Source organism: Leptospira sanjuanensis (assembly GCF_022267325.1).
Taxonomy (GTDB): Bacteria; Spirochaetota; Leptospiria; order Leptospirales; family Leptospiraceae; genus Leptospira; species Leptospira sanjuanensis.
On sequence record NZ_JAIZBG010000001.1, the window covers coordinates 395690 to 414558 of the forward strand.

Here is an 18869-nt window from a genome sequence, read left to right on the forward strand (position 1 = left end):
ATATGTGTGGAATTGTCGGTTATGCCGGTAGTAAAAATGCGGAATCGGTACTTGTAGTCGGTCTAATCTGCCTCGAATACAGGGGTTACGATTCGGCCGGAATCGCCGTCCTCGACCAAGGGGACATCATCGTCAGAAAAGCAAAAGGAAAGATTAAGGATCTGGAAGCGCATCTCCGCGAATTTCCGGCTCCGGGTAACGTAGGGATCGGACATACCCGTTGGGCGACCCACGGAGAACCGAATCAGATCAACGCTCACCCTCATACGGATACGAATTCCACCGTTGCGGTGGTGCATAACGGAATCATTGAAAATTATCTCGAACTCAAAAACGAACTCAAAAAGAAAGGCCACGTATTTCAGAGTTTAACCGACACCGAAGTTCTTCCTCATTTGCTTGAAGAAAGCAAAAAAAACGGCAAGTCCAACAAGGATTCTTTCTTGGAATTGTTCGGAAAAATCCACGGAAAGTGGGCGGTTTCCACCGTGTTTGAAACGGAACCGGACCGCGTTTATTTTGCGCAAGACGGCGCTCCTCTTTTGATCGGAAAAGGAAAGGGAGAATACTTCCTCGCCTCCGATATTTCTCCTCTCACTAGAAACTGCGAAGAAGTGTATTATGTGAACTCCGGAGAATGGGGTTACTTTACTCAAAACGAATTCAGACTTTTCGATTTTTCAGGAAAGGAACTGACTCCGGTTTTCAAAAAACAGGAACTTCGCTGGGAAGACTTGGACAAGGGCGGTTATCCGCACTACATGATCAAGGAAATCCACGAACAAGCCGGGATCTTTCGTAAGATCATCCAAGAGAGAATCTTAGATAACGGTGAAATCGTTTTTCCAGAAATCAAACTCAACAAGGACGTTCTTTCCAGAGTCAACCGGATCATCATCCAAGCAGCGGGAACGAGTTATTACGCGGGAATGATCGGCAAACACTATCTCGAACATTTCGCGAAGATTCAAACGGACACCGAAGCTTCTTCCGAATTCCGTTATAGAAATCCGGTTGTCGAAGGCGATACTCTCATCATGGGGATTTCCCAATCGGGAGAAACCGCGGACACGTTAGCTTCCATTCACGAAGCGAAAGCGAAGTTCATCAAGGTTGTTTCGCTCGTCAATAACGTGAACTCAACGATCGCGAGAGAATCCGATTCTTACATCCGCACCGATGCGGGACCGGAAATCGGAGTCGCGAGCACGAAAGCTTTCACCGCTCAGGTTTTAAATCTTCTGTTATTCTCCATTTATATGGCCAACCTCAAGTGGCTCATCAGCGACGAAGAGAAAAAGGCGTTGATCGAAGAGATCCGTCAGCTTCCTACAAAGATCGAACGAATCCTCGCGCAAGCGAGCAAGATCGAAGAGATGTCTTCTCACTTTACCGCCGCAAAAGATTTTATCTTTTTAGGAAGAACTTACAATCATCCGATCGCTATGGAAGGCGCGTTGAAGTTGAAGGAGATTTCCTACATTCACGCATCCGGTTACGCGGGCGGGGAATTCAAACACGGACCGATCGCCCTCATCACGAACGAAGTTCCCGTCGTTTGTATCGCTCCTAAATCCGAAATTTATACGAAGATGGTTTCCAACATTCAGGAAATCAAAGCGAGAAAAGGGATCATTATCTCGATCGTAACCGAAGGAGATCACGAAGCGAAGTCCCTTTCGGATTATTCTTTCGAAATTCCGGAATGTTCCGAAATCTTAAGTCCGATTTTGAATGTGATCCCTTTACAGTTGCTCGCGTATTATTCCGCGATTTCGAGAGGTTGTCCGCCCGATCAGCCGAGAAACCTCGCCAAGTCCGTAACCGTAGAGTAGGCCATGTCTAAGATCCAGAGAATTCTCATCGACGAAAGAGAGGTTCCGGCTGGCTTACGATCTCTCACGAGAATTCGCTCCTTTTCCGAGATTCGAAGCGGAATTCTCAATTCTCTTCAAAGAACACGGGAACTTCATCCAGACGCAAAGATCTTCTACGCGCATTCGAATGCGACGTTTCAACAGGCTTTTTTAGAAAGAAATCCGAAACTTCTTCCGTACGACGATAAGGACGTCGATCTGGTTTTATCGCCGGAATCTTGTCTGCCTTGGAACCTGATCGACGGCATTGCAAAGAACATCGAGGCCGATATCGAACTCAGCCGAGACGTTCAAAAATGGATTCGTAAACTCAAAGTAAAAGCGAACCACTTTCACGTGGTCGGAAAATCCAAACACCTTCACGTTCATCCTTCCGCGATCGTTTATCCGGGAGTCGTTTTCGATACGACCAACGGACCGATCGTCGTCGACAAAGACGTGAAGATCACTTCATTCACGTTTATCGAAGGCCCCGTTTATATCGGACACCATTCTCAAATCGACAACGCGAGAATCACCGGCGCTACAAGCATCGGAGCGACTTGCAGAATCGGCGGAGAGGTCGGAACCTGTTTGATCGGAGATTATACGAACAAGCACCACGAAGGATTCTTGGGACATTCCATTCTCGGAAGTTGGGTGAACATTGGCGCGCTTGCGACCACATCCGATTTAAAGAACAACTATGGGGTTGTGAAAATCCGGGAAGAACACGACGAATGTATTACAGGTTCCATCAAGTTCGGCTCGGTCATTGCGGACTATTGTAAGATCGCGATCGGAGTGATGTTGAATACGGGAACCGTCGTGGATTTCGGATCGAACGTGGTATCTTCCAGAATCGGCGGATACGTTTCTCCGTTTACTTGGGCGGAATCGGGACAACCGTATATTCTCGATCTATTTCTGAGGGACGCGCGGAAAATCATGGCGAGAAGAAACAGAGAACTCACGTTATCCGAAACCGAACTGATCCGCATCCTATACGAATCAAAAGTAAAAAAATAAAAATCCGGAGGGTTTTGTGGAAATCATAGAATCCAAAATACGTACGTCCTCATCGGAGTATAAAGAGAATTTTGAAGATCTGAAACAAAAGGTGGAATCCCTGCGCGGCTTAATTCGAAAGATCGAAATGGGCGGCGGAGCGAAAGCGATCGAACGTCATAAGGGAAGAGGCAAGTTCACTGCAAGGGAAAGAATCGCTTCTCTCATCGATCCCGGAACTTCTTTCCTGGAATTTTCTCCTTTGGCGGCGGAAGGGGTTTATCCGGACTCCGTTCCTTCTGCGGGAATTCTTACCGGAATCGGAAGAATCTGCGGAGTCGATTGTGTGATCGTTGCAAACGACGCTACGGTGAAAGGCGGAACGTATTATCCTCTTACCGTAAAAAAACATATCCGAGCGCAGGAGATCGCGCTTCAGAATTTTCTTCCCTGCATTTATCTTGTGGATTCCGGAGGAGCCTTTCTTCCGATGCAGGACGAAGTGTTTCCCGATAAGGATCACTTCGGAAAAATCTTTTACAACCAGGCCAATCTTTCCGCGCTCAAAATTCCTCAGATTTCCGTCGTGATGGGAAGTTGCACCGCGGGCGGCGCTTACATACCGGCGATGTCCGACGAGTCGGTGATCGTAAAAGGAAACGGAACCATTTTTTTAGGCGGACCTCCTCTCGTAAAAGCCGCAACCGGAGAAATCGTAACTCCCGAGGAATTGGGCGGGGCTTTGGTTCACAGCACGATTTCCGGTGTGACCGATCATTACGCGGAAGACGACGCACACGCGATCGAGATCACGAGAAACATCGTATCCACGTTGCATCACGCTGGGAATTCTTCGCAGAAAGGATCGATCAGTTGGGAAGAACCCTTGTATCCTTCGGAGGAAATCTACGGAATCATTCAGAAGGATATTCGTAAGTCGTACGACGTTCGTGAAATCATCGCTAGGATCGTGGACGGATCGCGTTTTCAAGAATTCAAAAAGTATTATGGAACCACTCTTGTAACCGGCTTCGCGAAAATTTACGGAAAGATGGTGGGAATCATCGCGAACAACGGTGTATTGTTTTCGGAAAGTGCGCTGAAGGCTTCTCACTTTATCGAGCTTTGCAATCAAAGAGGAATTCCTCTTTTGTTTCTGCAGAACATCACCGGGTTTATGGTGGGTAAGAAATATGAAAACTCCGGGATCGCAAAAGACGGAGCGAAGATGGTGAACGCAGTTTCGACTTCCATCGTGCCGAAGTATTCCGTTGTAATCGGCGGTTCTTACGGAGCGGGGAATTACGGAATGTGCGGCCGTGCTTTCAATCCGAGATTTCTATGGATGTGGCCGAACTCCAGAATTTCCGTAATGGGAGGAGAGCAAGCGGCTAACGTGCTATTGACGGTTAAGATGGAACAGCTCGAAAAAGAAGGTAAAAAACTTTCTGACGAGGAACAGTTTTCGTTTCGTAAGCCGATTTTGGACGATTATGAAAGCAGATCTTCCTGCATCTATTCTTCCGCACGTCTTTGGGACGATGGAGTGATCGATCCAGCTCGAACAAGGGATATACTGGGTATCGCTCTGTACGCCGATCATTCAAAAAAACCGGAATATCCTCGATATGGAATTTTTAGAATGTAGAAAAAATTGCTTTCAAATTATAGTTCGACTGGTTTCTCTATGGAAAGTATTTCGTAGAGAAACATGTCTGTAAAAAGTTATTTCCTCTTCTTTTTTCTTCTCTTATTTCTCCCTACCTTTCTTTCGGGAGAATCCATCATCCTTAAAGATGGAACCGTAATCAAAGGAAAGGTTTCCGCGCAGACTGCATACAACGTTACCGTTAAGACGGAAGACGGCAAAAGCCAAGATATTTCCAAAATCCGAATTCTCAAGATCGTTTATAAAGACGTGACGAACGAAGAAGCGCTTCGCATTAAAAAAGAAGAAGAAACGAAATTAGCAGAGAAAGAACAGAAAAAGAAAGAGCAGGAAGATAAGAAAAAGGCCGAAGAAGAATTGGCTCAAAAGGCTAAGGAAGAAAAACAAAAGCAGGAACTTCTCGATAAACAGGCCAAAGACGCCGCAGCGAAAAAGAAGGAAGAAGAGCGACTGGCTCGGGTCCGACAAAAGGGCTTGAGTCCTTGGAGCGTCGCTTGGAGATCCTCGGTTCTTCCCGGCTGGGGGCAGTGGACCGACGAAAGAAAAACTTCCGCAATTATCTATTCCGCTCTGTTCGTAAGTTCTCTTTATCTCGTTTATCGCGAGAATCAAATTTATAAAAACTCGGTGCGCGATCTGAATCACATGAACAATCCGTATGAAACGTTGATCCCAGTTCCCTCATTTTCCGATCCGGCCGCTCTTTATCTTTACAGCAAACCCTTCGACGATCAGCGCGATCGTGTAAATCGGAATTACCATAATTTGCAGTTGTCCATGATGTTTGCCGTTCTGGTTTATGCGGCCAATATCTTTGACGCATATTACTTTCATCCTCGTTTTGCAACATCCGCCGCTTCTCATTTGATCTTGGATTATAATCCCATGGCAAGATTGGATTCTAACTTTCTCTCAAATTCTTCCTCTTCTATAGAAAGCTTCTGGAAACTCGGTTTACGGTTTCATTTAGAATAACAGCAGTTTTTTGATTTTATTAGCATCTTCTATAGAGAAAGGGCAAAAAGTGAAAATATGCCCTTATTTTGAGCAGATTGAAGTACTTTATAAACTATGCACTTTGCTGGTTTCGTAATTCCGACCTTGGCTGAACGGAAAATTCCTCGATTTCTCGATAAATTGTAGGATCTCCTTCATTTTCGGGTTATTCTGCTTCGTTCAGAGAATTCTTAAATAATTCTCCATCTGGTACCAATCTTGCATTAAAGTAGGCAAATTGATTTGGGATGAGAATGATTATGAATTGGACCAAGAGACTACTCTTATTGCTCACTCTGCTTCTTCCATTTGTTTTATTTGGACAAGAAGCGACTGCTCCTGCGGCGGCTCCCGCTCCCGTTGCGGATAAAGGAGACACGGCCTGGATGATCGTTGCCTCGGCACTCGTGTTTTTTATGATTCCCGGACTCGCTCTTTTCTACGGCGGTCTTGTAAGATCTAAAAACGTTCTTTCGACTATGATGCACAGCTTCGTAGCGATTTTGGTTCTGACTCTTCAATGGACCATCTTCGGATACAGCTTCGCATTTTCGGGAACCAACCCTTATTTCGGTAATTTCGATCTCGCTTTTCTCAACGGAATCGACGAAAATACTCTGGAATTAACGATTCCAAAATACGTTCACTTCCTTTTCCAAGGAATGTTCGCGCTCATTACTCCGGCTCTGATTTCCGGAGCGATCGCGGAAAGAGTGAAATTCGGCGGGTATGTCGTGTTTATTCTTCTTTGGTCCACGTTGGTTTATGATCCGGTCGCACACTGGGTTTGGGCGGCTGACGGTTGGTTGTTTAAAATGAGCGCTCTTGACTTTGCCGGTGGAACGGTAGTTCACTTGATTTCAGGGATTGCCGGTCTTGCGGCTGCAATCGTTCTTGGAAAGAGAAAGGGAGAAGGCCCAGCTTTGATCGCTCCCAACAATCTTACTTATACTTTGATCGGCGCCGGTTTACTCTGGTTCGGTTGGTTCGGTTTTAACGCGGGTTCCGGTCTTGCTATAAACGGAATTGCGGCGAGAGCATTCTTAGTCACATTGATCGCTCCAGCTGCGGCCGGTGTTGCTTGGCTCGTGATCGAATACGTTCACACCAAAAAAGCGACCGCTCTCGGTGCAGCTTCCGGTATCGTTGCAGGTTTGGTTGTGATCACTCCGGCTTCCGGTTTCGTAGGAGTTCAAGGCGCGATCATCATGGGACTTCTCGTTAGCCCTGTTTGTTACGGTGCGATTCTTCTGAAAGGAAAACTCGGATACGATGACAGCTTGGATGCTTTCGGAATTCACGGCGTAGGTGGTGCGTTAGGCGCCGTTCTTACGGGAGTGTTTACACTTTCTCTCGGCGCGGGTGTTGCGAGCAAAGGAGATCAGATTTTGGTTCAGGTAATCAGCGTTGTCGCAACGGGAGCTTATTCCTTTATCGTTTCCGTTATCCTCGTGTTCCTGATCGACAAAACGATCGGATTCCGCATCTCCGAGGAGAAAGAAATCGCCGGTCTGGATTCCGAGATCCACGGTGAAAAAGGTTACATCCTTTAATTTACGTTACTGAAGAATTTTAATAAGGAGATTATATGAAATTAATCGTTGCTATCATCCAGCCTCATAAATTGGAAGAGGTTAAGGCAGAATTGACCAAGAACGAAATTTACAGACTTACCGTAAGCGACGTTCAAGGTTACGGACAACAAAAAGGAAAGACCGAAGTGTTCCGTGGTCACGAATATCAAGTGAATCTTTTGAGAAAGGTTCGTCTTGAAATCGCCGTAAACGACGAGTTCGTAAAACCGACTGTTGACGCGATCTTGAAAGCGGCAAAAACCGGAGACGGAAAAATCGGCGACGGAAAAATTTTCATCACTCCTCTCGAAGACGTAATCCGTATCAGAACGGGGGAAAGAGGAAGCTCGGCGATTTAGAACGCGACCTGAATGCGACCCATAGGGAGCAGTCATTGAGTTGAGGGAGCGTTCTGCTGAGTTCACGCTGATCGGTCAAATGACCGGCCTGCGTTACTCAGCAGAATCTTTTCGAAAAATAAAAAGCCGGGTTTGTGCCCGGCTTTTTATTTTAGGATATAAGCGTTGTAGGAACTCCTGCAAAACGAAGGTTGGACGGTAGCGTCATTTGTTGCTTTTGTCAACAAATGTAGGAACTACAACGAAAGATGATTTCGGTAGAAAATTACCTTCTTTAGCGGTATTTGTAGAAGTTCCTACGTTTTATCAAAAACGATGTTTGTAATTCGTCTAACGTCTCCGATTTATCTCATTAAAACGACAAACCGATCTTTTCCGGAAAGATCTTTTTCCACCTTTCCTTCTTTCCACCCGTTTGCAATCGCTTCCGCGACTAGAATCGGTGCGAGAGAAGGAAGGGTTTCCATATAAAGTTTGCCGCCTTCGTTCAGGCGAGAACTGGCTTCGTTTATCAATCGGGTCAGAAATTCCTTCGGATTTTCCAGGAACAACGCAAGATGCGGTTCGTAGTCGATCACATCCTTCATCATCGTTTCCTTATCCGTCAAAGGGATGTAAGGCGGATTGGTCGCGATCAAATCGAATCGTAACTCGGAAGGAATCGACGCGAACAAATCACTTTCCAAAAATTGAATGGATTCGCTTTCTTCGGACAGAATTTTTTCCGCGTTCTTATGTGCGGTTGCAAGCGCCTCTTTGGAAACGTCGCTTAAGATTACGTTCCAATCCTTACGGGCAAGCTTTAGGCTGATTCCGATACAGCCGCTTCCGGTGCAAAGATCCAAAACGGTTTGTTCCTTCGCGTTTTCCTTGAAATCGAACAACACTTTCTCGACCAATTCTTCCGTTTCTGGTCTCGGAATCAGAACCGATTCGTTCACGAAAAAGACGGAATTGTAAAACGCTTTTTGACCCGTGATATAAGCAGTCGGCTTGTTTTTAGAACGATCTACGATTCTTTCTCTGTAAGCGTTCTTTTCGGTTTCCGTCAAAAGCCGTTCGAAGTTTACGTAGAGTTTGACTCTTTGCAAGTTGAGGAGATCGGCCAAAAGGATTTCTGCGTCGAGTCGAGCGCTCTGGATTTCTTTCTTTTTTAAGAAGTCTTCCGATTTTTTTAAGAGGGAGAGAATCGAGTCTGGATGTTGCATGGATTTGAATCGGTTCGATTTTTCCCGCAATCGTACAGGTTATTATTCGAAGGGCATTGCCCCCGAGAGGATTCGAACCTCCGACCAAAAGTTTAGGAAACTTCTGCTCTGTCCACCTGAGCTACGGGAGCTTTTATGAATTCGGTTTCCGTTTTTGTGCGACTATTCTCTGAAAGTCCGCGATATTGTGTATAACAATTTTGTCTTCGTAGAGTTCGATTTTGCCGCTTTTGGAAAGGGTGTTGAGAACTTTTTGAACTTCTCCCACGGGTTGTGCGCACCATTCAGCGACGTCGTGTTGCGAAACGTTGAGAACAATCTCTTTAAAATCGCTGTGCGCGTGCATCTTTTCGTATAACATCAGGAATACGTCCGCGACCTTTCCCTGAATGTCGTCCATCAAAAGAATGAGAAGTCTTCGTTTGGCGTCGTTGATTCTCACCGAAAAGATGGTGAGAATTTTCAACGCAAGCATCGGATTCTTGGTCATCAGGAGTTCGAAGTTCGCGCGATTGAAGTTCAAAACCTTCACTTCCGAAATTGCGATCGCGGTCGCGGAACGGGGTTGTTCTTCTAAGATCGCCATTTCGCCGAAGATATCCCCTTGTTCGAGAATGTCCAAGGTCTTGATGAGATAGTCTTCTTTTTTAGTCGGGTTCGGAACGGTCTTAACGATCTTCACCTTTCCGGATTGAATCAGATAAAAATTATTTCCAGGTTCGTTTTCACAGAAGATGATCTGATTCGGTTCGTAGGTCTGGCCGAATTTCGAAAACATGGATTCGAGCATCATATCCATCAGGTACTCATCTCCTTGGCTTTCAGTCTGGATTTTTGGGAGATGCTATCCTTTTCGGGCGGCAGAAGCGCGACCTTACCGTAAAGCATTCTCGCTCTCTGGCGATCCCCTTGCAGTTCGGAGATTTCGGCGAGATGAAAGAGCGATTCTTTGATCGATTCTCCCGATGGATATTTTTTGATATAAGTCGAAAAGGAAGAATTCGCGTTGTCGAGATCGTTCTGTTTCAACAGACAAACTCCGAGTTGAAAGAGAGAATTCTCCACCAGCTTCTTTTCCGAATCGAATTTGAAATCGGTTCTGTTGAGAAGATCCTTATAGATCACCATCGCTTCGCTGTGTTTACCCACGTTCACGAGCGTGTGAGCGCGATTGTAAAGCGAAGTAATAGAGTTGTCCACACCGGCTGTGATCGTCGATTTTTCAACGGCGGGTTTCATGATGTTTTGTAAAGTTTCGGGCGTGACTCTGCTCGTGCTTCCTTCGTAGACCAAGGGAGGCATGTTCAGAGGGAAAGGACTTCCTCTTCTCGCGAGTTCGAGAAGTTCCGTCGCGCGTCCCGTATACGCCGTTCCGGGGTAATGCTGCAGATATTTTTCAAACGCATAGACTGCGTGAGGGAGATTGTTGTTTTTGTAAAAGACTTCCGCGACGTTCATCAACTCGAACGCCGGATTGCGCGTGTCGGATTGGCCCAAAATCTCTTTGAGCTTTTTGTGAACCTGTCTGAGCTGGCTGGAAAAAACTTTCATCATCTTGAGAATGAGATGTGTTTTTTCGGCAACGAATTGTTCGAACTCGTTCGGTTTAAAAACGAGGACGGTCGCACTTCCGATTACTTGAGCGGTTTCTTCTCTGGGGTATTTACCGAGCGCCGATTTGACTCCGAAGAATTCTCCGATCCGAACGTCTTCTTTGACTTCTTGACCGGTGTCGACGGCAGGAAACGTAAGAATGACGCGACCGTTTCTTAGGACGTAAATATCCTCGGCTTTATCCTTCTCAAAATATATGATGGATCCGCCTTTATAATTTCTGATGATCGGACCGGCCAAATGGATTACCTACTCAAAGTTATCAAATTCTTTCTGTGCGGGGAAAAATGCCAAATCCTTTTTGTAGCCAAGGGAGATGACAAGGGACTCCAGGAGTTTTCCGGGAGATGCAACTAAATATTTATCGGCATTATCGATGCGGATTCTTTCCACCGCCGCGCCGGATTCTTCAAAAAAAGATTCCAAACTAACGTCTCCGTAAACGGGAACTCCGTCTCGGAGAACGAGGCGTATGCTGTTCAAATCGGATTGGCAGAGATTGGAATACGGATCTTCCGAGTTTCTCGTTAATACGACCAAATCCGCGATTTTTCCCTCTTCTATACTTCCGAGTTGTTTTTCGATTCGAAATGCTTTTGCAGGATTAGACGTTACCATTTCAAAAAGCGCTTTCGGAGAAAGGTCTTCCCCGTATTCACTTTGATAAAATTTTCTCGCGGCGCGGATTTCCTCCAAAAGATTGAGCGAACCGCAGATGCTGGAATCCGTTCCGAGAGAAACGTTGACTTTGTGTTTCAGCAGATCGCGTATATCCGTCGTTCTTTCGTATAAAAACAGATTCGCTTCGGGACACCAAACCAGATGCGCCTTTTTTTCAGCGATCAAAGAAATGTCCGATTCGGATAATACGACTCCGTGAATCAATACCGTATGTTCTCCGAGACAACCGAGTTTGTTCAGAACCTTTAAAGAATCCCTCGATTCGGAATCGAATCCCTCCGCGATCCGTGTGATATACGGAATGTTCTGCTTTAGAGCTTTTGCATATTCTTCCTTGGGACCTTCTCCCCAATTCAAAGAATAGCTACAGATGCTGTGGGATAGGGCGTATTTGTCGAGAATTCTCACGGGCATCGTCGGAACGAACGGATCCTGTACAAAATGCGGAATGTGATCCTGAACCGAGGTTACGCCCGAGATCAAGTTCTTATAAGAACCCAGAAGATAGAGCTGTTCGGGATCGAGCTGCTGCCTTTCGGAAAACACGATCGACGATTTGAGATCGTTGTCCCAGGGAAGCCAATTCAAGTAAGGTTTGCTCGGCGCGACTTTCGGAAGATACGTACTTAGAAGATGATCGTGCGCGTTGATGAATCCCGGATAAACATAAAGACCGTTGAGGTTCAATCGGATTCTTTTACCCGGAGGAGGTCCGCCCGCGTTTACGGAGGAAATGATTCCGTCTTTTACGACGATGCTTCCGTTCGGAATCCATTGGTCCTTGGTTACGATGCAGGCGTTGACGATTTCGAATTCCATAGTTTTCTAATATTCTTCTTATCGAATTTGCAGACCCGGGTCGACCGGAACGCTTCCGCGGTTCAGTTGAAAGTAAAGTCCTTTGCCCGATTCAAGCGCGCCCAGAATTTTGGAGGAATCTACTGTGTCTCCTTCGGAAACGGATACGCTTTTGAGATTCGCATAAACGCTCGAATAACCGTTTTTATGCTCTAATATTACGTATTTCTTATATCCGTCCATCTCGTCCACGACCAAAACCCTGCCGGAAGTAGCCGGTCGAACCTCGTTGTGCCGCGACGCTTTGAATAAAACGCCTTTGTGCGGAGCGAACGTAAGTTTGTTGAACGGAGTCTGCACGGGCGCACGGCTTTTTAACGGAAAGTGAAGAGGAGGTCGGGAAGAATCGAAAGATTCCTCAGGCAAGGGCCGAATCGATTTGGAAATCGGAGAAGGAGAAGGTTTGTCATTTTCCCGTTGCGACTTTTGAACCCGCAGCTTTTCGCCGGGAATAAGATGGTCAGTCTGTTTCTTTCCGTTCCATTCCATAATCTTATGATAATCGACTTTGAATTTTTTTCCCAGAGAATAGTAAGTATCCCCCTTTTCGACGGTGTAAAAGGAAAGATTCTGCGATCCGGCCGCAAAGATCCGGGAAAAGATCGGAAAAAGCAAAAGAATTCCGATTTTTAAAAAGACGCGGTTCATCCTTTTTAATATCGGCAATTTTTCGGAGGGAAACCCGTCTCGGAATCCGCGCGGACAAAAAAAAGGAGCCTTTTCGGCTCCCTTTTTCGAAGAAAGAATTTCTTTCGAGAATCAATCTTCGTCTTTGTTGTTGACCTTGTATTTTTTCATCAACTCTTCCGCTACGTTTCTTGGAACCGGAGCGTATCTGGAAAATTCCATGGAGAATTCCGCCTTTCCTTGAGTTGAGGAACGCAATACGGTAGAATATCCGAACATGTCCGCGAGAGGAACTTCGGCTTCCGTTTTACAGTAAGCATCCTCTTCGGTCGTGTTCAAGATCATACCGCGTCTTTGGTTCAGAGATCCGAGGATTGCTCCTTGGAACTCGGAAGGTCCGTCGACTTCCACTTTCATGATCGGCTCAAGAATCTGAGGATTGGCTTTGTTGAATCCCTGACGGAACGCATAACGACCCGCGATTTGGAACGCCATATCCGAAGAGTCGACATCATGGTAAGCACCGTCGTTGATCACGCAGCGAACACCGATGATCGGGAACCCGATGAGGGACCCGCGCTCCAAGCAGCTCTTAAATCCTTTGTCCACGGACTGGATGTATTCTCTCGGGATCGCACCACCCACGACTTTGTTTACGAAATCGTAATCCAGCGTTTCTTCGAGCGGGATCGGTTCCATATAACCCGCAACACGACCGAACTGACCTTGACCACCGGTCTGCTTTTTGTGGGTATAATCGAAATCCGCTTTGGAAGTGATCGTTTCACGATACGCAACCTGAGGCGCTCCCGTGATCAGTTCCACTCCGTATTCGCGTTTCATACGCTCGATATAAACTTCGAGGTGAAGTTCTCCCATCCCTTTGATGATGGTTTGTCCGGATTCCGGATCTACGTGGGTTTGGAACGTAGGATCTTCCTTGGTAAAACGGTTCAACGCTTTCGCAAGGTTGTTTAAGTGTTTCGATTCTTTTGCTTCGATGGTAAGAGAAATCACCGGAGCCGGAACGAACATGGATTCCATGGAAACTTTGAGTTTTCCGTCGGTGAACGTATCCCCGGAAGCGCAATCGATTCCGAAAAGAGCAATGATATCGCCCGCTTCCGCGTAGTCGATATCTTCCATCTCGTCGGAGTGCATCCGACAGAGTCGGCCAACGTTGTGCTTCTTATTATTCGACATGTTGTAGATGGTCATACCTTTGGAAAGTTTTCCTTGGTATACGCGCACATAGGTGAGCTGACCGTAACGACCGTCTTCCAGTTTGAACGCGAGGCAAACCAGAGGTTTCTCGTAGTTCGATTCGAGAACGATCATTTCTTCGTTGTTGTTTTGGTCGAGAGCCTTGTTCTTTACGTCCACAGGGCTTGCGAGATAATCCAAAACTCCGTCCAGAAGTTTTTGAACTCCTTTGTTTTTGAAAGCGGAACCCATAAAAACGGGGGTAAGCTTGAGTTCGATCGTTCCGGTACGAATCGCTTTTTTGATCATCTCTTCGGTTGGAGTTCCTTCGAGAAGGGCCTCGGTCAATTCATCGGAGAACATAGAAGCCGCATCCAAAAGTTCTTCGTGTTTCTTTTGCGCGAGTTCTTTGAGATCATCCGGAATTTCTTTTTCCTGGATGTCCATTCCGTCCTTACCTTCGAAGTAGTAAGCTTTCATTTTAACGAGGTCTACGATCCCTTTCAGGTCGTTTTCCAAACCGATAGGAATTTGAACCGGAACCGCGTTGTGTTTCAGCTTTTCCTTAAGTTGTTCGATGACGCGGAAAGGATTTGCGCCGGTTCTATCGAGTTTGTTGATGAATGCTACGCGAGGAACGTTGTAACGTCTCATCTGACGATCAACGGTGATCGACTGTGATTGAACGCCCGCAACGCCGCAAAGGACGAGGATCGCGGAATCCAATACGCGGAGGGAACGCTCTACCTCGACGGTAAAGTCAACGTGACCCGGAGTGTCGATGATGTTGATCGTATGATCTTTCCACTGGCAATAGGTCGCGGCGGACTGGATGGTGATCCCTCTTTCTCTTTCGAGGTCCATGCTGTCCATCTTCGCACCGACTCCGTCCTTTCCACGAACTTCGTGGATGGCGTGAATTCGGTTTGTATAAAACAGAATTCTTTCGGTAAGGGTCGTTTTTCCAGAATCGATGTGGGCGGAAATCCCGATGTTTCTGGTTTTCAGAAGTTTTTCGCTCGGTTTGAATTCGGCTACAGCAGTGCTCATGGCCATCCTCTTATAAAAGATTGCAAATACCCCGGTGAAATACCGGTAAGGGACGATTTGGAGAAAGTCCCTCAATTTACCATAATCCAAAAAAGAGCGGTTTTGTAAACTCAAATCGATGAGTCAGACCGTTTAAGAACCGTTTTTCATTTGCCCCGAAAGGATTTGGAAAAATCATGAGCTTTTGCATTCTCCGCCATGCATCCGTTAAAACTGATTAAAAGAAACGTAAACCGAATTGCGAAAGCCTTCCTTTTGCTGTCGGTGGCCAGAACCCTTTGTTTGGGTTTTGCTGCGGCGATTTTAATCGGTTCATTCGGAATTTACATTTCCGAATCCGGAAAACTGACTTATACGAATTCTTTGTATCTTGCGACATCCTCGATTTGTGTTACGGGGCTTTCGCCCGTTCTTCTTTCCGAACTCCAAAGATCCACTCAGCTGATCATGATGTTTCTGATTCAGATCGGAGGTTTGGGAATTATCACGTTTACGGTGTTGATCGGCGTGTTGGTCGTGCGCGGTTTGTCGCGAAGCACTCGTCTTGCTTCCTTCGTGTACGAAGCAACGGACGCTCATCTTGCAAAAAGATTGAGGGAGAAGAAGTCTCCTCCTTCTTCGGGCGTCGTCGCACCGGGAAAAACGAAAATCGAAGCCGAAGCTTCGTATGTTCGAAGAATGCTGATTTCTTTGTTTAACATTTCTCTTTCGATCGAAGCGGTGGGCGCGACTCTTCTGTATTTTTGTATGCCGGAAACGGACAAACTTCCGGGAACTCCCGGCAAATTGTTTTTAAGTATTTTTACTTCGATTTCGGCGTTTAACAACGCTGGATTTTCCATCGTGGACGATTTGAGTTTTTTGGCGAAAGATCCTCTTTGTCTTTTGATCGTTCAGTTTTTGATCGTGATGGGCGGGATCGGATTTCCCGTGATCATCTTTATCGAGAAGTCGCTCCTCGAAATCGTGCAAAAGTTTATGGGAAAGGTGGAAGCCGTTACCGAAACGTTTATGATGCGGAGAACGGTTCTTCTCGGAGAAGATCCTCCCGGATGGTATATCTTTGTCATCGCGACTTCGGTTCGATTGGAAGAGCGTTTGGAAGTGTATCGTAAGGAATTGTTCGGCGACGCGAACCGGATGCAGATGGCGATCATCGTTTTGGGTTCTTTGATCTTGATTCATATCGGAGGAATTTCGATTCTTTTGATAGAATATAACAACGTCGAGACGATCGGTAAGATGGGTTTTACGGAGAAGCTGTTCAATTCGTTCTTTCTGTCCGTTTCCTCTCGAACCGCCGGATTCAATACGTTCGACATCACCGAGATCCGAAGCGCGACATACGTATTGCTTTGTTCTTTGATGTTTATCGGTGGCGGTCCTCAAGGAGCCGCGGGCGGGATCAAGATCACGACCTTCTTTATATTAATCTTATATTTGAAAAATGTAATTAGCCCGCAGGCGCGGGTTCAGGCCTGGGGAGAAGACGTATCCAAAAACTCGGTTGCGATTTCCACTCGGATCTACTTTCTTGCTACGTTGTCTCTCGTTGTCTTTATGTTCATCATCACTCTCGCCAACGGAAACAAACACGGAATCGAAACGATCTTTTTCGAAGTCATGTCCGCGTTCGGAACCGTCGGTTTGAGTTTGGGGATGACTCCCTATACGAACGATCTAGAGAAGTTTCTTTATATCGCGCTGATGTTTATGGGAAGAGTGGGGACGTTCACTCTTTTGATCGCGTTTACCGGCCACTCGGGTTTAGGGGATCTCGGAAGCAAAGACGACGGTTTGAAAATTCAAGTCGGTTAAAGGCCGTTTTTGATGTTCGATCGTTCTCATCGTTTCGGAATATATACGCGTTTCCCTTCGATTCGATCCGCGTTTTCCATTCTTTATCTTAAAAAATTCTAGTTGCAGTCCTTGAAAAAAAAGGAATCTCTGGTCCGTGGAATACAGAACCAGGATTCAAAATCGCCATTATCAATTCGGAGATCTGAAGAATCTTCTCGCAAAGGCGAGTCCTCTACGTTCGGGGGATATTCTCGCGGGGATCGCCGCCGCGAGTTACGAAGAACGGGTCGCGGCACAGATGATTCTCGCCGATCTTCCTTTGTCCGTATTTCTGGAAGAACCTTTGATCCCATACGAAGAAGACGAAGTAACGCGCCTGATTCTGGATCATCACGATCGGAATTCGTTTTCCAAGATCTCTTCGAAGAGCGTGGGAGAATTCCGCGAATTTTTGTTAAGCGAAAAGACCGACTCGGAGGTTTTGAAAAGTTTAGTCTTCGGCATCATTCCCGAAATGGCGGCGGCCGTTTCCAAACTTTGTTCGATCCAGGATCTCGTTGCGATCTCTAAAAAGTGCAGGGTCGTTACGAAATTTCGAAATACGATCGGTCTTCCGGGGCGAATTTCCGCAAGACTCCAACCCAATCATCCCACCGACGATTTGAAAGGAATTTCTGCGGGAATTTTAGACGGACTTCTTTTAGGAAGCGGGGACGCGGTGATCGGAATCAATCCGGCGACGGACAATCTTCCATCGGTTCATTCTTTGCTGAATCTACTGGACGCGCTCATTCAAAAATACGAAATCCCGACGCAGAGTTGCGTTCTCAGTCACGTTACCACCACTCTCGAATTGATCCGCAGAGGCGCACCGGTGGATCTCGTTTTTCAATCGGTGGGAGGAAGTCAAAAGCTCAACGAAAGTTTCGGGATCAATCTCCAATTGTTAAGCGAAGCGAGAGAAGCGGCGCTTTCCCTCAAACGCGGAACGGTCGGAGACAACGTGATGTATTTCGAAACCGGTCAAGGCGCCGGTCTTTCCGCGGACGCACATTGGGGAGTCGATCAACAAACGTTGGAAGCGCGGGCGTATGCGGTCGCGAGAGAATTCTCCCCTTTGCTCGTAAATACGGTCGTTGGTTTTATCGGACCCGAATACTTATACAACGGAAAACAAATTATCAGAGCGGGAATGGAAGATCATTTCTGCGGAAAACTTTTGGGACTTCCTATGGGAGTCGACGTTTGTTATACGAACCACGCGGAAGCGGACGGGGACGACATGGACACGTTACTCACTCTTTTGGGAGTCGCGGGCTGCAATTACATTATGGGCGTTCCGGGGGCGGACGACGTTATGCTTTCTTATCAGAGCACTTCCTTTCACGACGCGTTGTATCTAAGACAAGTCCTCGGTTTAAAACCCGCACCCGAGTTCGAAGAATGGCTTTTGAAGAAGGGAATCTTGGATTCCGATTTGATTCCTATGGATGAAACATTACAGACCGGACTTTTATCCGATTTGGATAGTCTGGCGGGTTGAAGTATGAATTGGGAAGAATGGAAACGTTGGACTTCCGCAAGAATCGGCTTGGGCCGTTCGGGAGTTTCGCTTCCTACAAAAGAAATTCTAAGATTTCGTTTGGATCACGCGCGGGCAAGAGACGCGGTCTGGGCCGAAGTGGACTTTGCCAATCTATTCGATTTTTTATCGGCGTACGGTTTGCCGTATGTCGATATCAAATCCAAAGCCGACTCGCGGGAAGAATATCTCGCTCGTCCCGACCTCGGAAAAAAAGTTTCTTCGCAAGGTTATAAAACTTTGGAAGCTCTGAAGGAAAGCGATTCCAAGTTTGGGGGAGAATTTGACCTGAGTTTGGTGATTTCGGACGGGCTTTCCGCGAGCGCGATTCGAGATTCTTTACTTCCTTTTTTGGAAACGTTTCTTCCCGCATTACAAACCCTGAAACTCAAGATAAGTCCGGTTACGATCGTAAAAAACGGAAGAGTGGCGATCGGAGACGAGATCGGAGAATTTTGGAACGCAAAGGCGGCCGTCATTCTGATCGGTGAACGTCCGGGGTTATCGACCGAAAACAGTCTCGGTTTGTATCTAACGTATCAACCTACGAGCGGTCTGACCGACGAACGAAGAAACTGCATTTCCAACATTCGTCCCGGAGGAATGTCCTTTGCCGACGCTTCAAGAAAAGCGGCGTATCTTCTTGCCTTGTCCCTTCAAAAACAAATCTCCGGCGTTCAACTTAAAGACGAAGAAGCGCTTCCGATTTCGGAAACGAAAAAGATCGATTCGTAAAATTGGTCTGAAACGATTTCGACAGAAAGATTCTATCTTGATTTCTGAA

15 protein-coding genes and 1 tRNA gene are annotated in these 18869 nt (G+C 46.5%); 9 read left to right on the forward strand and 7 right to left on the reverse strand.

The annotated features are described in order from the left end of the window. The first annotated feature begins 2 nt into the window (after positions 1-2). The 6 genes from glmS to LFX25_RS01930 all read left to right on the forward strand — a co-directional run bounded on the left by glmS (position 3) and on the right by LFX25_RS01930 (position 7462). Entirely contained in the window at positions 3-1835 is a 1833-nt protein-coding gene (gene glmS, locus LFX25_RS01905) for a glutamine--fructose-6-phosphate transaminase (isomerizing) (RefSeq protein ID WP_238728626.1), read from the forward strand. A 3-nt stretch (positions 1836-1838) separates the two neighbouring features. After that, positions 1839-2885: a GlmU family protein gene (locus tag LFX25_RS01910; RefSeq protein ID WP_238728627.1), complete on the forward strand. Its 1047-nt coding sequence runs from the start codon at positions 1839-1841 to the stop codon at positions 2883-2885. A gap of 16 nt (positions 2886-2901) precedes the next feature. Then, positions 2902-4512 (forward strand): carboxyl transferase domain-containing protein, encoded by a 1611-nt coding sequence (locus LFX25_RS01915; RefSeq protein ID WP_238728628.1) that lies wholly within the window; start codon positions 2902-2904, stop codon positions 4510-4512. A 63-nt stretch (positions 4513-4575) separates the two neighbouring features. Further along, a complete protein-coding gene (locus LFX25_RS01920; RefSeq protein ID WP_238728629.1) occupies positions 4576-5508 on the forward strand; it encodes an LA_0442/LA_0875 N-terminal domain-containing protein in 933 nt (310 codons plus the stop codon). A gap of 281 nt (positions 5509-5789) precedes the next feature. Continuing rightward, the gene (locus LFX25_RS01925) at positions 5790-7082 is read left to right on the forward strand and encodes an ammonium transporter (protein WP_238728630.1); all 1293 of its coding nucleotides are present in this window, start codon (positions 5790-5792) and stop codon (positions 7080-7082) included. 35 nt (positions 7083-7117) lie between these two features. Next, positions 7118-7462: a P-II family nitrogen regulator gene (locus tag LFX25_RS01930; protein WP_002619748.1), complete on the forward strand. Its 345-nt coding sequence runs from the start codon at positions 7118-7120 to the stop codon at positions 7460-7462. 344 nt (positions 7463-7806) lie between these two features. On the opposite strand, the gene prmC is transcribed toward LFX25_RS01930, so the two are convergent. From prmC to fusA, 7 genes are all read right to left on the reverse strand, one after another. Continuing rightward, the gene (gene prmC / locus LFX25_RS01935) at positions 7807-8670 is read right to left on the reverse strand and encodes a peptide chain release factor N(5)-glutamine methyltransferase (RefSeq protein ID WP_238728631.1); all 864 of its coding nucleotides are present in this window, start codon (positions 8668-8670) and stop codon (positions 7807-7809) included. A 57-nt stretch (positions 8671-8727) separates the two neighbouring features. Next, a tRNA-Arg gene (locus tag LFX25_RS01940) sits at positions 8728-8801 on the reverse strand. Between the two features lie 2 nt (positions 8802-8803). Continuing rightward, the gene (locus LFX25_RS01945) at positions 8804-9469 is read right to left on the reverse strand and encodes a Crp/Fnr family transcriptional regulator (RefSeq protein ID WP_118954144.1); all 666 of its coding nucleotides are present in this window, start codon (positions 9467-9469) and stop codon (positions 8804-8806) included. Further along, the gene (locus tag LFX25_RS01950) at positions 9469-10524 is read right to left on the reverse strand and encodes a tetratricopeptide repeat protein (protein ID WP_238728632.1); all 1056 of its coding nucleotides are present in this window, start codon (positions 10522-10524) and stop codon (positions 9469-9471) included. The genes LFX25_RS01945 and LFX25_RS01950 overlap by 1 nt, the downstream gene beginning before the upstream one ends. A 9-nt stretch (positions 10525-10533) precedes the next feature. Continuing rightward, positions 10534-11784 (reverse strand): amidohydrolase family protein, encoded by a 1251-nt coding sequence (locus LFX25_RS01955; protein WP_238728633.1) that lies wholly within the window; start codon positions 11782-11784, stop codon positions 10534-10536. Positions 11785-11802: 18 nt separating this feature from the next. Further along, positions 11803-12471 carry an LIC_10271 family cell wall hydrolase gene (locus tag LFX25_RS01960; protein ID WP_238728634.1) on the reverse strand — a complete coding sequence of 223 codons (669 nt, stop codon included), beginning with the start codon at positions 12469-12471 and terminating at the stop codon, positions 11803-11805. A 111-nt stretch (positions 12472-12582) separates the two neighbouring features. Then, the gene (gene fusA, locus LFX25_RS01965) at positions 12583-14703 is read right to left on the reverse strand and encodes an elongation factor G (protein ID WP_118954598.1); all 2121 of its coding nucleotides are present in this window, start codon (positions 14701-14703) and stop codon (positions 12583-12585) included. Between the two features lie 198 nt (positions 14704-14901). On the opposite strand from fusA, the gene LFX25_RS01970 reads away from it, so the two are divergent. The 3 genes from LFX25_RS01970 (at position 14902) to eutC (ending at position 18820) form a co-directional block, all read left to right on the forward strand. Beyond that, the gene (locus LFX25_RS01970; protein ID WP_238728635.1) at positions 14902-16521 is read left to right on the forward strand and encodes a TrkH family potassium uptake protein; all 1620 of its coding nucleotides are present in this window, start codon (positions 14902-14904) and stop codon (positions 16519-16521) included. 136 nt (positions 16522-16657) lie between these two features. After that, the gene (locus LFX25_RS01975) at positions 16658-18046 is read left to right on the forward strand and encodes an ethanolamine ammonia-lyase subunit EutB (protein ID WP_238728636.1); all 1389 of its coding nucleotides are present in this window, start codon (positions 16658-16660) and stop codon (positions 18044-18046) included. Between the two features lie 3 nt (positions 18047-18049). Beyond that, positions 18050-18820: an ethanolamine ammonia-lyase subunit EutC gene (gene eutC / locus LFX25_RS01980; RefSeq protein WP_238728637.1), complete on the forward strand. Its 771-nt coding sequence runs from the start codon at positions 18050-18052 to the stop codon at positions 18818-18820. The last annotated feature ends 49 nt before the right edge of the window (positions 18821-18869 follow it).

What these genes read in the sequence shown, in the direction of transcription:
- LFX25_RS01955 (WP_238728633.1), bottom strand. Translation starts at nt 11,784, where the DNA reads ATGGAATTCGAAATCGTCAACGCCTGCATCGTAACCAAGGACCAATGG.
- glmS (WP_238728626.1), top strand. Translation starts at nt 3, where the DNA reads ATGTGTGGAATTGTCGGTTATGCCGGTAGTAAAAATGCGGAATCGGTA.
- LFX25_RS01925 (WP_238728630.1), top strand. Translation starts at nt 5,790, where the DNA reads ATGAATTGGACCAAGAGACTACTCTTATTGCTCACTCTGCTTCTTCCA.
- LFX25_RS01960 (WP_238728634.1), bottom strand. Translation starts at nt 12,471, where the DNA reads ATGAACCGCGTCTTTTTAAAAATCGGAATTCTTTTGCTTTTTCCGATC.
- prmC (WP_238728631.1), bottom strand. Translation starts at nt 8,670, where the DNA reads ATGCAACATCCAGACTCGATTCTCTCCCTCTTAAAAAAATCGGAAGAC.
- LFX25_RS01945 (WP_118954144.1), bottom strand. Translation starts at nt 9,469, where the DNA reads ATGGATATGATGCTCGAATCCATGTTTTCGAAATTCGGCCAGACCTAC.
- LFX25_RS01920 (WP_238728629.1), top strand. Translation starts at nt 4,576, where the DNA reads ATGTCTGTAAAAAGTTATTTCCTCTTCTTTTTTCTTCTCTTATTTCTC.
- LFX25_RS01910 (WP_238728627.1), top strand. Translation starts at nt 1,839, where the DNA reads ATGTCTAAGATCCAGAGAATTCTCATCGACGAAAGAGAGGTTCCGGCT.
- LFX25_RS01930 (WP_002619748.1), top strand. Translation starts at nt 7,118, where the DNA reads ATGAAATTAATCGTTGCTATCATCCAGCCTCATAAATTGGAAGAGGTT.
- fusA (WP_118954598.1), bottom strand. Translation starts at nt 14,703, where the DNA reads ATGAGCACTGCTGTAGCCGAATTCAAACCGAGCGAAAAACTTCTGAAA.
- eutC (WP_238728637.1), top strand. Translation starts at nt 18,050, where the DNA reads ATGAATTGGGAAGAATGGAAACGTTGGACTTCCGCAAGAATCGGCTTG.
- LFX25_RS01970 (WP_238728635.1), top strand. Translation starts at nt 14,902, where the DNA reads ATGCATCCGTTAAAACTGATTAAAAGAAACGTAAACCGAATTGCGAAA.